Origin of the sequence: Kordia jejudonensis, assembly GCF_001005315.1 — a bacterium.
GTDB classification, from domain to species: Bacteria; Bacteroidota; Bacteroidia; order Flavobacteriales; family Flavobacteriaceae; genus Kordia; species Kordia jejudonensis.
The window spans coordinates 54,507-69,818 of record NZ_LBMG01000012.1 but is presented as its reverse complement, the minus strand read 5'-3'; the positions used below and the strand labels follow the sequence as shown (position 1 = coordinate 69,818).

Annotated in this window: 13 protein-coding genes; 11 read left to right on the top strand and 2 right to left on the bottom strand. The window is 34.1% G+C overall.

Annotation, left to right across the window (positions count from 1 at the left end):
* Positions 1–10: 10 nt before the first annotated feature.
* Positions 11–835, bottom strand: coding sequence for a hypothetical protein (locus AA089_RS08775; RefSeq protein WP_046756564.1), 825 nt, complete (start codon positions 833–835; stop codon positions 11–13).
* A 167-nt stretch (positions 836–1,002) separates the two neighbouring features.
* Between AA089_RS08775 and miaB the strand changes: the two genes are divergently transcribed.
* From miaB to AA089_RS08720, 11 genes are all read left to right on the top strand, one after another.
* Positions 1,003–2,448: a tRNA (N6-isopentenyl adenosine(37)-C2)-methylthiotransferase MiaB gene (gene miaB / locus AA089_RS08770; RefSeq protein WP_046756563.1), complete on the top strand. Its 1,446-nt coding sequence runs from the start codon at positions 1,003–1,005 to the stop codon at positions 2,446–2,448.
* A 32-nt stretch (positions 2,449–2,480) separates the two neighbouring features.
* Positions 2,481–3,446, top strand: a complete 966-nt coding sequence (locus AA089_RS25445) for a hypothetical protein (protein ID WP_046756562.1) — start codon at positions 2,481–2,483, stop codon at positions 3,444–3,446.
* A 43-nt stretch (positions 3,447–3,489) separates the two neighbouring features.
* Entirely contained in the window at positions 3,490–4,476 is a 987-nt protein-coding gene (locus tag AA089_RS08760) for a hypothetical protein (RefSeq protein WP_046756561.1), read from the top strand.
* An 18-nt stretch (positions 4,477–4,494) separates the two neighbouring features.
* Positions 4,495–5,748, top strand: a complete 1,254-nt coding sequence (locus tag AA089_RS08755; RefSeq protein ID WP_046756560.1) for a sigma 54-interacting transcriptional regulator — start codon at positions 4,495–4,497, stop codon at positions 5,746–5,748.
* Positions 5,749–5,757: 9 nt separating this feature from the next.
* Complete coding sequence (locus AA089_RS08750) at positions 5,758–6,261, top strand: LptE family protein (RefSeq protein ID WP_046756559.1); 504 nt, start codon at positions 5,758–5,760, stop codon at positions 6,259–6,261.
* 4 nt (positions 6,262–6,265) lie between these two features.
* Positions 6,266–7,240 (top strand): hypothetical protein, encoded by a 975-nt coding sequence (locus tag AA089_RS08745; RefSeq protein ID WP_046756558.1) that lies wholly within the window; start codon positions 6,266–6,268, stop codon positions 7,238–7,240.
* Between the two features lie 6 nt (positions 7,241–7,246).
* The gene (gene secG / locus AA089_RS08740; RefSeq protein ID WP_046756557.1) at positions 7,247–7,600 is read left to right on the top strand and encodes a preprotein translocase subunit SecG; all 354 of its coding nucleotides are present in this window, start codon (positions 7,247–7,249) and stop codon (positions 7,598–7,600) included.
* Between the two features lie 151 nt (positions 7,601–7,751).
* Positions 7,752–8,030 carry a co-chaperone GroES gene (locus tag AA089_RS08735; RefSeq protein ID WP_046756556.1) on the top strand — a complete coding sequence of 93 codons (279 nt, stop codon included), beginning with the start codon at positions 7,752–7,754 and terminating at the stop codon, positions 8,028–8,030.
* Positions 8,031–8,057: 27 nt separating this feature from the next.
* On the top strand, positions 8,058–9,692 hold the full coding sequence (gene groL, locus AA089_RS08730) for a chaperonin GroEL (RefSeq protein ID WP_046756555.1): 1,635 nt from the start codon (positions 8,058–8,060) through the stop codon (positions 9,690–9,692).
* A gap of 156 nt (positions 9,693–9,848) precedes the next feature.
* On the top strand, positions 9,849–12,215 hold the full coding sequence (locus AA089_RS08725) for a hypothetical protein (protein ID WP_046756554.1): 2,367 nt from the start codon (positions 9,849–9,851) through the stop codon (positions 12,213–12,215).
* 289 nt (positions 12,216–12,504) lie between these two features.
* Positions 12,505–14,868 (top strand): hypothetical protein, encoded by a 2,364-nt coding sequence (locus AA089_RS08720; RefSeq protein WP_082113239.1) that lies wholly within the window; start codon positions 12,505–12,507, stop codon positions 14,866–14,868.
* Here AA089_RS08720 and AA089_RS08715 read toward each other — a convergent pair.
* Positions 14,865–15,305 carry an exosortase F system-associated membrane protein gene (locus AA089_RS08715; RefSeq protein WP_046756552.1) on the bottom strand — a complete coding sequence of 147 codons (441 nt, stop codon included), beginning with the start codon at positions 15,303–15,305 and terminating at the stop codon, positions 14,865–14,867. The two genes, AA089_RS08720 and AA089_RS08715, sit on opposite strands and share 4 nt — an antisense overlap.
* Positions 15,306–15,312: the final 7 nt, after the last annotated feature.

Sequence of the window (15,312 nt, the reverse complement as noted above, 5' to 3'; positions counted from 1 at the left end):
GTAAAAAATGTTACTTTTTTTGGTCGTTGATGTTTAATTCATTGATTTTCTGAATGATTAAATCTGTTTTTTCCTGATAGGCATCTACAGGTTTTTCATCATCAAAACCAACAATATTTTTGTAAATTACGTATAAAGGTATATGTACGAACGTCATGGTAGCGATGAATCCAAATCCGCAAAGAAGCATTCCAACAACGACAGAAAAGAAACTTACAATGAAAAGAAATCCTAAGGAAATTAACCATTTTTCTGTACCGAGCTTGAAACCAAGACTGATAATATCTTTTACGTTCAGTTCATAATTAAAGGTGAAAATAGTAATGCCGTAAAAAATTGGAACAATTAAATATACCAATGGAATGTACGACAAGTAATATGCCGAAGGAATACTAATTGCCATGGCAATTGCTCCTAAAAGCAGAAGTTTTGAATAGTATGTTTTTTTAAAGAAAAAAAAGAAATCATGATAACCTTGTCGGTTGTGATCTTTCATTTTACAAATACGGATAAATGCTGCGGAAATTGCTATAAAAACAGCGGCTGCAAGTACAGAAAATATCCCACTAAATATAATTGAAAATATTTCAAAACGATCATCATTTGAACTATGTAAGTCTATAAATTTCGAAGAAATTCCTAATGATAAAAGTGTAATCATGTACGGTATAAAACATAAAATTGCCATACCAGCAGAAACTACTGAAATAAGCAAACTACTTAGCAATGCTTGTCCCCAAACTTTAGTAAATAGCGTTCCTGACTCACTCATTATATGTTCAAATGACAACTCTTTTTCAGCTTCTATTTTTTCCTGCAATACTTCTTTATTCATAGCTATTCATTTCAATCGGTCACAAAAATAGCAGAATTATTGAAAGCCTTTTCATTTAAGCAAAAAAGATCGGACGTTATTTAACATGCCATTATGTCACTTGTTTTGAAATAATTCTATCTTTGCATCTTAATTGATAGCAAACTACCGTTTAGACTACAACATACATGGAGAAGATTATAGACGAAAGCAAACAAGGAGAAAGCATTGTTTTAGCAAAAAAACCTGAAAATACACGAAAATTGTATATTGAAAGTTATGGTTGCCAGATGAATTTTGCAGATAGCGAAGTAGTGGCTTCTATTTTGGCTAAGGAAGGTTTTAATACCACGGATCGATTGGAAGAAGCCGATTTAGTATTGGTAAATACTTGCTCTATTCGTGACAAAGCAGAACAAACAGTTCGTAAACGTTTGGAAAAATACAATGCCGTAAAACGTCATAATCCAAAGATGAAAGTAGGTGTGTTGGGCTGTATGGCAGAACGCTTAAAGAGTAAATTTTTAGAAGAAGAAAAAATAGTAGACATGGTCGTTGGACCAGATGCTTACAAAGATTTACCAAATTTGATTGAAGAAATTGACGAAGGTAGAAACGCTGTAAATGTAGTCCTTTCTAAAGATGAAACTTATGGCGATATTGCGCCAGTTCGGCTAAATACAAATGGTGTCAGCGCTTTAGTTTCTATCACGAGAGGTTGCGATAACATGTGTACATTTTGCGTAGTTCCGTTTACACGTGGACGCGAACGTAGTCGTGATCCGCAATCGATTTTAGAAGAAATTCAAGAACTTTCAGATAAGAATTTTAAGGAAGTAACCTTATTAGGACAAAATGTAGATAGCTTTTTATGGTACGGCGGCGGCTTGAAGAAAGATTTTGAAAAAGCGTCTGAAATGCAAAAAGCTACGGCGGTCAATTTTGCAAAGTTGTTAGATATGGTAGCAACAAAATTTCCAAAACTACGCGTTCGTTTCTCCACTTCGAATCCACAAGATATGCATGAAAATGTATTTCATGTGATGAAAAAACACAAAAACATTTGCAAACACATACATTTACCTGTGCAAAGTGGAAGCAATCGTATTTTAAAAGAAATGAATCGTTTGCATACGCGTGAAGAATATTTTACGTTAATAGATAAAATTCAGGAAATATTACCTGGCTGTGCAGTTTCACAAGATTTAATTGCTGGTTTTCCAACCGAAACCGAAGAAGATCATCAAGATACTTTATCTTTAATGGACTATGTAAAATATCATTTTGGATACATGTTTACCTATTCTGAACGCCCTGGAACAATGGCTGGAAGAAAAATGGAAGACGACATTCCTGAAGAAACAAAAAAACGAAGACTTGCAGAAATTATTGAACTGCAACGAAAACATAGCGCATTTAGAACTCAAGCGTATCTAAATACAATACAAGAAGTACTGATTGACGGCACTTCTAAAAAATCAGATACGCATTGGAAAGGAAGAACCTCTCATAATACAGTTGTGGTTTTTCCTAAAGAACACTATCAACTTGGCGAATTTGTCAATGTAAAAATAAACGATTGTACATCTGCAACTCTTATTGGAGAAGCGATTGCACATTCAGAAAACAATTAAACACAAAAAACCAACACTCTAACAATAACAAAATGAAAAAAACACTTTTATTAACTTCAATACTTGTAGCTTTTTTATGCTTTTCATGTGATGATGAACCTATAAATTTTGATATTGAAGTAACAAATCCGACAGTTCCTACCGATCCAACAGATCCTACCAACCCAACAGATCCAACGAATCCTACGGATCCAACAAATCCGACTACAGGTCAATTATCTGTGTATACATATGATGTAACAACGAATGTGCCTATTTTTGGCGAAATCATTACAGATACCGATTTTAATATTCAAAACGGTGCTGTAACAAGCGCTAATATTGAAATTACAACCTTTGGCGTTATGGTAAATTCACTCAGTACATTTACAAGAGAAACAAATGGAAATCTTACACTGATAGAAGATAATGCTGGTGGAATGCCAACAAACAGGACTACAATTACATATGACGGCGCAAACATTTCGCGCATACAATATGAATTCTTAGAAGATCCTACAGAAAACTATACATTCAATTTTACCTACACAGGAGATACTGTTGAAAAAACAATCGAAGGTTCTACCGTAACCACTACATATACATTTGATGCTGCTACAAGTAGAGTATCACGTGTTGAATGGTTTGATGCAGGTACATCTACACGTGTAGAAACATTTACCTACGCTAGTAACGGAAACTGCATGTCATCAACTGTAGAAGCCAACGGAACAACAGAAGTAAATAACTATACGTATGATACATTTACAAATCCATTAAAAGCGGTATTTGCAGATCAATATCAACTTTCTGTATTCAATACGGAAGAAGAGGAAGATATCGGCGGAACACTTGCCAATTTTCACAGTGAAAACAATTGGATCGCTGGAGAAACTCCACAAGGAAATTTCAACTTCAATCCGCAATATGACGCCAACAACAATATCATCAGTAAAAGTGGAAATTACGATTTAGGCGATGGCGTAACTATTGCTCAGTCTGAAGCGTATCAATATTAAAAAAGCACGCTAAAATTAGGTATAACTCATAAAAATTAGTCCAATGAAAAAAACGTTTGTATTGACAACCATAGTATTGGCATTTTTATGTTTTTCATGTGATAATGAGCCTGTTGACTTCGAAATTATTGTAGAAGAAGTTCCCGCAGTTGTAAATCCTACAGAACCTGATCCTGTAGATCCAATGAATCCTGATCCTAATCCGCCAACAGATCCAGGAGGCGACATTCAATTAAGTAATTACAACTACGGAAAAGTATTTACGAGTAATGGAAGCGACACTTCGTTTACGACAGATTTTACAATTAATAGTCAAAATCAATTTCTATCACAAAATACAAGTTTAACCTTTTTAGGAATAACGGTAGATGCAAATGCTGCTATTATTAGAGATCAAAATACAAGAGTTATTGGAGCCATAACAAGAATTGGTGGAGTAATTACCAATAGAGCTTCAGTGACCTACAATGTTGGAAAAATTGCAACTATTGTTTATGAAGATTTAGAAGATGCTACGGAAAATTTCACATTTACATTTTCACATTTCGTCAATGAAGTAACACGTGTAAAAGAAGGAACAATATACAGCACAAAATTTACATTTGATGATGATAACAGACTTATAAAAAGAGAAACGATGGAAAGCGGTGTTGTTGTCAAAACAGAAAACATTACGTACGACAGCAACGGCAACTTAGTCTCCGCAGCAATTACGGGACAAGATCCAAATACATTTACATACACACATGACACCAATCAGAATCCATTAAGTCTGACGATGAATGATTTGTATAAATTTTTAATATTCTATGATGAATATGACGATCAATATGAGCATTGGCAAGCCATGGTGTACAGTAATAACAATGTTACAGGAGTCACAACTATGCAAGGAGCATCAAACTTAGATGTACAATACGATGCAGGCAATAGAATCATCAGCAGAAGTGGCACATTATATTCATCGCTGCCAAATATCTCAAATGACGTTATCATTACCATCGATGAAACTTTTCAATACATAAATTAAAAAACAACGCACAAAAACATGGAATCCATACAAGCTATAAAACAACGTTTTGGAATCATTGGAAATGATGCTGGACTTAATCGTGCTATTGAAAAATCGATTCAAGTAGCTCCAACAGACATTTCGGTACTTGTTACTGGTGAAAGTGGTGTTGGAAAAGAAAGTATTCCAAAAATTATACACTCACTATCGCACAGAAAACACGGGAAATACATTGCAGTAAACTGTGGAGCAATTCCAGAAGGAACTATCGACAGTGAACTATTTGGACATGAAAAAGGAGCCTTTACTGGCGCAACACAAACGCGAAATGGATACTTTGAAGTTGCCGATAACGGAACTATTTTTTTAGATGAAGTTGGCGAATTGCCACTGACAACACAAGTGCGCTTATTGCGTGTGTTGGAAAATGGAGAATTTATAAAAGTAGGTTCGTCCAAAGTACAAAAAACCAATGTTCGTATAGTAGCTGCAACCAACGTTAATATGTTTGAAGCGATCAAGAAAGGAAAATTTAGGGAAGATTTATACTATCGTTTAAGCACCGTTGAAATATTACTTCCGCCGTTGCGCGCACGAAAAGAAGACATTCATTTGCTATTCAGGAAATTTGCTTCTGACTTTGCTATGAAATACAAAATGCCTTCCATTCGTTTGGACGAAAACGCTGTTGCAATACTCACAAAATATCGTTGGAACGGGAACATTCGTCAATTGCGAAATGTAGCCGAACAAATATCTGTGTTAGAAGAAGATCGAAGAATTTCAGCCGAAACGTTACAGCAATACTTGCCAAATGCAACTGGAAACTTGCCCGCAGTTATAGAAACGTCCAAAAGTGAAAGTGACTTTAGCTCAGAACGCGAAATTCTTTACAAAGTACTCTTTGACATGAAAAGTGACTTAAATGATTTAAAAAAACTTACCATGGAACTCATGCAAAATGGAGTTTCTCAAAAAGTACAAGAAGAAAATGAAAGCCTAATTCAAAAAATATACGGCTCTGATGATGATGAAGTTTTCCATGAAGAAGAAGAAGAAAACATCAAACTATTGCCTGTTTCGCCTGAAGTTACTGTAGTTCCTGAAACCGACAAATATCATTTTGCAGAAGAAATTGAAGAAGAAGAAACACTATCGCTTCATGACAAAGAGCTCGAATTAATAAAAAAAGCACTCGAACGCAACAAAGGAAAACGCAAAGCTGCCGCAAGCGAATTAGGAATTTCAGAACGCACATTATATAGAAAAATCAAACAATTCGATTTATAATTCATACCGATGAAAAACATCAAAATATATAGTACCACAATTATCATTTCACTCTTATTACTAAGCTGTAAATTTTACAACTTTACAGGAACAGGAGATCTAAAAGCTGAAACCTATCAGGTAAACTTCTTCCAAAACAGTGCTCCAATAGTAGAGCCAGGATTGGATATTGATTTCACAAACGCTTTACAAGATTTAATCCAAAACCAAACAAGTTTAACGCTTGTACGATCTAATGGAGATTTAATATATGAAGGTGAAATTGTTGAATATCGAATTTCACCTATGACAGCTACAGCAAACAATACTGCGGCTCAAAACCGCTTAACGATTGGTGTGCAAGTTCGTTTTACACATAATAACAGACCTGAAGATGACTTTGATCAACGTTTTTCGTTTTTCTACGATTATCCTGCAAGTACACAATTAGCATCAGTACAATCGATAGCTTTTGAAGAAATATTTGACCGTATCACATTAGATATTTTCAATGCAAGTTTAGCAAATTGGTAACACCATGAACATCTCTGATTTTACATACATTCTAAAAAATCCTGCGTATATCAATGCTGCGCAAACGGAAGCTATTGGCGATATCTCAAAAGAATTCCCTTACTTTCAAGCGGCGCATATTTTATACTTAAAAGGATTAAAAAATCAGGATAGTTTCAAATACAATCAAAGTCTAAAAGTAGCCGCTGCACACACAACAGATCGCAGTATTCTATTCGATTTTATAACATCTGAATTATTTGAGCAACACGAAACTTCAAACGCAATAAAAGAAGCACAACGCAATCCTGATGCTATTGATATCCATGAAATTCCTGTAGAAGTTGAAGAAGTCACTGTAGATAAAAATCTTCGCATGGAAGATGCTATCAAAACAAAAATACAAGAAGCAAATGCCATTCTTGATCCAAACTTATTTCAACCAAAAGTACCACAAACTCCTTTAATAAAGGTAGAAGAAGACAGCATTCAGGAAGAAAAAACCATTGAAGAAATAACTGAAAAAGTAGTCGTGCCAGAAGAAACATTACAACTTGGAAAACCGCTACAATTTCAGAAAAAAGAAAAACACTCTTTCTCAGAATGGTTGCAACTAACCAATTTAAAACCTATTGATCGTTCAGACGAAACAAAAGAAACGGAAGAAACTCAAAAGTCACAACAAGCAGAAACGAACACAGATAGTACTGTAGCGGAAAACGAAAAAGACAAAAGATTCAATCTGATTGACAAGTTCATCGCAAAAAATCCGAAGATAAAACCGAAGCCAACACTTGAAAAAACAGTCAATCTTGCAAACGTTTCAACCGTTGACCAATCTATCTTAATGACGGAAACATTGGCAAAAGTATATTTGGAGCAAAAGAAATATAAAAAAGCAATTAAAGCTTATAATATATTAATTTTGAAATATCCAGAAAAAAGTGGTTTCTTTGCAGACCAAATTCGAGCAATAAAAAAAATACAACAAAATAATTAGTACAAAATGAGTTCAACTTATTACATTTTTATAATCTTAATCCTTATTGTAGCATTCTTATTAATGTTAGTAATAATGGTACAAAATCCAAAAGGTGGAGGATTATCTTCTTCTTTCGGAGGTGGCGGAAATCAGCAAATTGGTGGTGTTCAAAAAACAACCGATTTCCTTGATAAAAGTACATGGGCATTAGCAACCATCTTAATTGGTTTAATTTTAGTAACAAACTTTACCAACTTAAGCAGCGCGAGTGGAAAATCGAAAGTAGCAGGAGACACAGTTCCTACTACTGAGCAAACTACTCCTCCAGCAGACTCAAACACAAATACAACTGACGAAACTAACACTGACGGACAGTAATTTTTTCGAACGTATACGATACAAAATGCCAGCTTATGACAAGCTGGCATTTTTTGTTTCAATTTGTCAGCATTTCTACAATGGCATAATTTCTGACTATATGCTACTCGTAAAAATTAACATAATTAATCAATAAAAAATATTTAACAAAATGAGCAAAGTTAACATCAAACCACTAGCAGATAGAGTTTTGATTGCCCCATTGCCAGCGGCGACAAAAACGGCTTCAGGGCTTTACATTCCAGACTCAGCGCAAGAAAAGCAACAACGTGGAACTGTTGTAGCAGTTGGATCAGGTAAAAAAGATGAACCAATGACGGTAAAAGTTGGTGATACGGTTCTTTATGGAAAGTTTTCTGGATCTGAAATTAAATATGAAGGAGCAGATTACATCATTATGAGAGAAGACGACATTTTAGCAATTATTTAATTGAAAGAATAACAAAACTAAAAAAACATGGCAAAAGATATAAAATTTGATATTGAAGCACGCGACGGATTAAAACGTGGTGTGGATGCATTAGCAAATGCAGTAAAAGTAACCTTAGGACCAAAAGGAAGAAACGTAATTATAAGCAAATCATTTGGTGCGCCGTCAGTAACAAAAGATGGTGTTTCGGTAGCAAAAGAAATTGAGCTAGAAAACCCATTAGAAAATATGGGAGCACAAATGGTAAAAGAAGTAGCTTCTAGAACAAATGACTTAGCAGGAGACGGAACTACAACAGCAACCGTATTGGCACAAGCAATTGTAAAAGAAGGTTTAAAAAATGTTGCCGCTGGCGCAAATCCGATGGATTTAAAAAGAGGAATTGACAAAGCAGTCGCAGCAATTGTGGAAGACTTAAACAAGCAAGCTAAAAAAGTGGGCGACTCTTCTGAAAAAATAAAACAAATTGCGTCTATCTCTGCAAACAATGATGAAGTCGTTGGAGATTTAATCGCAAAAGCGTTTGGAAAAGTTGGAAAAGAAGGTGTGATCACTGTTGAAGAAGCAAAAGGAACAGATACAACAGTTGATGTTGTAGAAGGAATGCAGTTCGACAGAGGATATTTATCTCCATATTTTGTGACCAATTCTGAAAAGATGGAAGCAGAGTTAGAAAGTCCATACATCTTATTATTTGATAAGAAAATTTCTTCAATGAAAGACTTAATGCCAGTGTTAGAGCCTGTTGCTCAAACTGGAAAACCATTACTAATCATTGCAGAAGATGTTGATGGAGAAGCATTAGCAACTTTAGTAGTCAACAAACTAAGAGGTGCGTTAAAAATTGCAGCAGTAAAAGCACCAGGATTTGGTGACCGTAGAAAAGCAATGTTAGAAGATATTGCAATCCTAACTGGTGGAACGGTAATTTCGGAAGAAAGAGGTTTCACGTTAGAAAATGCAACAATTGATCAATTAGGAACTGCTGAAAAAATTACCATTGACAAAGACAATACGACTATTGTAAATGGCGCTGGAGATCCAGAAATGATCAAAACACGTGTCGGACAAATAAAAGCACAAATAGAGTCTACAACTTCTGATTACGACAAAGAAAAACTACAAGAACGATTGGCTAAATTAGCTGGTGGAGTTGCTGTTTTATATGTTGGAGCTGCCTCTGAAGTAGAAATGAAGGAGAAAAAAGATAGAGTTGATGACGCATTACACGCTACAAGAGCAGCCGTTGAAGAAGGAATTGTTGCTGGTGGTGGTGTTGCATTGGTAAGAGCAAAAGGAGTTTTAGATAGCATTACAACTGACAACTTAGACGAAGTAACAGGTATCAAAATCATTGCACGTGCTATTGAAGAGCCATTACGTACCATTGTTTCTAACGCTGGTGGCGAAGGAAGTGTAGTAGTGTCAAAAGTAATGGAAGGAAAAAAAGACTTTGGTTACAATGCAAAAACTGACGAATACGTAGACATGCTAAAAGCAGGAATCATTGATCCTAAAAAAGTAACACGTATTGCTTTAGAAAATGCTGCATCTGTATCAGGAATGATCTTAACAACAGAATGTGCGTTAATTGACATCAAAGAAGAAGCGCCTGCAGGTGGAATGCCACCAATGGGCGGAGGAATGCCAGGAATGATGTAAAACACGCATTATTACATACTAAGTATATACGAAGGCCTTGAAAATCAATTTTCAAGGCTTTTGTTTTTTAGCCAAACGACGTTTAATAATTTTTTTGAGTTTCCTTAGATTTGGTACTTTTTTTGTGGTAAATTAATAACATCAAAACCATATACTATGAAAAAAAGCTACATTTTACTACTACTCATTTTCAGTTTTGTATCCTATTTACAAGCACAACAACAAAAAGCTGAAGAAAATTATACTACCTATTTCACACTTCCCAGAGAAACTTTACACGTACATTTGAACAAAACCTCTTACCTGTCAGGAGAAGAAATTTGGTTTAAAGGTTACGCATACGATCAAAGAAATCAATTATCTTCCAAAGCGACTACCAATTTTAATGTCGGTATTTACGACGCCAAAGGAAAAGAACTAAAAAGAGCGTTATTTAAAGGGGAAAATGGCGTAACCAAAGGAAACTTTCTAGTTGACTCTACTTTTGTGACTGGCACTTATTACATCAAAGCATCAACCAATTGGATGAAAAATTTTGACGATGATGGTGCGTTTGTTCAAAAAATAAAAATCTACACGGATCAAATTGATAGCTCACTAGATAACAAAGTTACTTTTGAAAGTGAAGTGGAAAATTTGTATGATTTTCAGTTCTTGCCAGAAGGCGGACATTTGGTAGCAAACACCAAAAATAATATTGGATTCAAAGTGACCAATACCAATGGAAAAGGTGTAAAAGCAACAGGAAGCATTTTTAATGAAAATAATGAAGAAGTTGCCGTATTTGAAAGCAATGCATTAGGACTTGGTAAATTTTTATTTCAGCCAAAAGCAAATCAAAAATATACTTCAAAAATTGTACTAAATTCTGAGGAAACCATCGTAAAAGACGTTCCTGCTGTGAAAAATCAAGGAATTTCTATCATTATCAACAATTTATTTCTTGACAAACTCATTGTAAAACTCAACACCAACGAAGAAACGTTGCAAAGATTCAAAAAGAAAGACTACAAGTTATTAATCCACCAAAGTGGAAAACTCAAAACGGTTAACTTCAAATTTGACGATGGAATTTCAAAAACGATTACCATTTCGAAAGAAGAACTTTTTCAAGGTGTAAATACCATTACACTATTTGACGAAAATGAAAATCCAATCTTAGAACGCTTATTTTTTAATAAAAAAACGACTAAAAAGCCTTCAATTGTAATTTCGAAACTCAACACAATTAAAGATACCATATTACTATCAGCTCAACAATTTAATGTAGCCTCGCTAGCAAATATTAGCATTTCTATACTACCAGAAGAAACTGCCGCTTATGAGCCTGATCATACCATCATTTCTAGTTTTTTATTAAAACCATATCTTCGAGGAACTATTGAAAATCCTGCATACTACTTTACTAAATTTGATAGAAAACGTCAGTATGAACTCGATGTTTTATTACTCACGCAAGGTTGGAGCAAGTACAATTGGGACACTATTTTCAAAAATCCACCAGCAACACTATTTCCGTTTGAAAATGGCATCACATTACGAGGAAAAGTAAACGTTCCTGCTTCTGGTATTGATCGATTATTTATGTATGCTACAAAAAATCATCCTGCACAATTTATTGATTTACAAGAAGATCAATCATTCATTATCAAAAATTTATACATTGAAGAAGATGAATCTGTTCGTTTTTCCTATCTAAACAGAAAAGGAATTTTTAAAAGACCTGGAATGTACGTTGCGTTCAACGTAACAGACAAAGAAGAATCTATTACTGAAATAGAAAATGAAGTGACTTCTAAGCTAGAAACAAATGATTTTGCCATTTCAGGAAGTTTCTTTGCTCCAGATTCTGAGAAATTAGATACTGTAGTGATTGAAGCTGAAAAAAAGAGAAAAAAAGACGACCCAATTGTTATATATGGTAATTATACAAGAGTAACGCTTGACACGTATCACAAATTTCCATTTTTAGCTGACTACTTAAGTTTTAACGGATATCTTGTTATTGAAAGATTTGGTACGGTAAGCATTCAACCAAGAAGTAGATTTTTAGGAACTCCATTGGTTATTTTTGATGGTGTACCACTTACTGATTTAAATTTAATATATCAATTATCAATGGCAAATATAGAAGACATATTAATTGACAAAATGGGTTCTGAATTTGGGCTTAGAGGTTCTGGTGGTGTGATAAAAATAAATTCACGAATTTCCCCTTTATATATTGAAGGTGAATTTGACAATGCGTTATTTTCGCAAGATAAAGCGCCGTACGCATTTAAAGAAGCCAAAGAATTTTATACTCCGAAATATAAAAATTACGATGACAATTTATTTAAAAAATATGGTGTTATTTCATGGATTCCAGAACTCAGTCTTACAGCAAATGAAGTTAAAGTGATTAAAATTCCAGACACAAAAACGGCGTATGCTGTCGTATACATTGAAGGAGTTACCAACAATGGAGAACTAATTTCTGAAAAGAAAATCATTGATTTACAACAAGCTTCACTAAAAAAATAATTCCTTTTTATAAAAATATACAATATATAAAAAACCTTGAAAATTAATTTTTTCAAGGTTTTTCTGTTTTACGTATCAAAAACACTATTTCACGCATTCAAAAGGTACGTTTACTCATTCTAACACTAAAAAATGACGGATTTAGGATATCTTTAAAAGTACGTCCATCAAAAACACGCCAACTATGAAAACAGTAGAAAAAATACGTTCACAGTTTTTGTTTTCTTTAACATTTCTATGTTTTTTTTGTGGTATTTTTAGTATCAAATTCAAAACCGATCATTTCAGCATGAAACGCATTTTACCACTACTATCCTTTTTTCTATTAATTTCATTCTCTGGATTCGCGCAATCAGACGCAAAAGCAGAAGATAGCTATACTGAATTCTTTAAATTACCACGTGAAACTATCTTTCTTCATCTCAATAAAACAAACTATTTGGCAGGCGAGGAAATTTGGTTTAAAGGCTATGCGTACGATCAAAAAAACCAATTAACTTCAAAAGCGTCCACAAATTTCAATGTTGGTATTTATGATGCAACAGGAAAAGAGGTAAAAAGGGCGTTATTCAAAGGCGAAAACGGATACACGAAAGGAAACTTTTTAGTCGATTCTACGTTCGTTACAGGAACATACTACATTAAAGCGTCCACAAACTGGATGCGAAATTTTAATGACAATGGCGCATATATTCAGAAAATACAAGTCTTTGGAAACAAAATCACCAGTGCAACTCCTGAAACCGTTTCCGAAAAAAACTACGATTTTCAGTTTTTGCCAGAAGGTGGACATATTGTAGCCAACACAAAAAATAATATCGGTTTTAAAGTCACAGATGCCAATGGAAAAGGAATTGCGGCGACAGGAAGTATTTTTAACGAAAATAATGAAGAAGTTACGACTTTTAAAAGCAATACATTAGGTCTTGGCAAATTTCTATTTCAACCCGAATCGGATCAAAATTACACCTCAAAAATTACCTTAGCGTCAGGAAAAACAATTGAGAAAAAGTTAGGTGTTGTCAAAAAACAAGGAATCACGATCATTATGAACAATCTGTTTCCCGATAGAGCCGTGATTACGCTGAACACCAATGCAGAAACGCTGGCAACTATCAACAATAAAAATTACAAATTGCTTATTCATCAAAGTGGGAAACTCAAAACGGTTAATTTCACATTTGACCAAGGAGCATCAAAAACAATTACAATTCCTAAAAAAGAACTTTTCAAAGGCGTTAATACAATTACAGTATTTGACGAAAACGAAAAACCAATAGTAGAGCGCTTGTTTTTCAACGCATTAGAGATGAAAAAATCAGCTATTTCAGTAGCTAAACTAAATAAAGTGAACGATTCTATTTTGATCGCTGTACAAAAATCAAACCTCAACACAACCGCAAATATTAGCATTTCTATATTGCCAGAAGAAACAGAAAGTTACGCACCAACAAACAATATCATATCGAGTTTTTTATTGAAACCGTATGTAAAAGGAGTTATTGAAAATCCTGAATATTACTTTGCAAAGTTTGATAGAAAACAAAAATACGAACTAGATATTTTATTGCTTACACAAGGTTGGAGCAAATACGATTGGAATACTATTTTTACCAATCCGCCAAAGCAAAACTATCCGTTTGAAAATGGAATTACCATCAAAGGGAAAGTAAATTCTCCAGCTTCTGGTGTGGACAGAATATTTTTATACGCGACGAAAAATCATAATTCTCAATTTATCGATTTGAGTGATGACCAATCATTTACGATTAGTAATTTCTTTATCGAAGATGGCGAAGAAATTCGTTTTTCTTACCAAGATAACAAAGGTGCCTTTAAAAAACCTGGATTGTATATTAACTATGCCATCACAAATCATATAGACAATATTAGCGATGTACTTCCTACCATTCCTGAGCTTAACACCACTACTACGATATCAAATGTAGCTTCATCCAACGATTTTTTTAGCGAAGATTCAGTTGATCTAGACGCGATTATTTTAGAAACGAAGAAAAAAACAGTCGAAGATTTAGATCCAACTTTGATAAACGGAAGATCAAGAGACGTAGATGTAGAAACCTATGCGCAGTTTCCGTTTGTAGCAGATTATATTCAAAATAACGGATATAGAGTTTTTGAAAATGCAGGCAGTGTTTCCATTACCTTACGAAATAGAATCAGTTTTGCTTCCGCAACATCTCCATTAATCTTTTTGGATGATGTACAATTGAATGATTTTGATATTCTCTATCAATTTTCAATGGGAAATGTTGAAAAAATTGTCATTGACAAAACTGGTGGCGGTTACGGACTTCGAAGTGCTGGTGGCGTTATAAAAATTTACACAAGAACAACCGCTTTATACCAAGATGGAGATAGTGACGTTACGATTTCAAACGCAAGTGTAGCGCCATTTGCATTTGCAAGTGCCAAGGAATATTACACACCAAAATACAATTCGTATAACAATAGTTACTTTAAAAAATATGGTGTCATTTCTTGGATTCCTGAAGTGGAACTTACGGAAAATAAAACAGCTGTCGTGAAAGTTTTTGATACGGGAACAAAACTTGTAACGGTATGGATTGAAGGAGTAACCAAAAATGGAAATTTAATTTCTCACAAACAAACCATCAACTTAAAAGATTAAACTTCTTCGTTTTTAATCTTGCGTTGGTAATAAAATGCAGGCAATAAAATCAACACAAAAAGTGGCTGAATTAAAAAACGACGGATATAAAAAGTAAGCAGATAATCTTCTGATAAATTGTGTTGAATAAAATAAAAATACAAAGCAATCAAAATCACAAAAGCGACTGCATACAAAGCTGCGCAAAGTTTTAACACATGTTTATTTTGAAATGCAACGTAAATAATTGCTAACGAAACCAGCATATTCAACGCGTAACGAAACATATGATTGACAACTAAAAGCCAAGCGTCATACGTGGGAATTGAAGCTTGCAAATAATCATGTTTAAAAAAATTCAGAAATGGATCATAAAAAAGTGTATCCTCAAAAGCACGAATCAATACTAAAATACTGAACAAAAAACCTGCTGCGATATATTTCCAAATCTTCCTCATACATCCA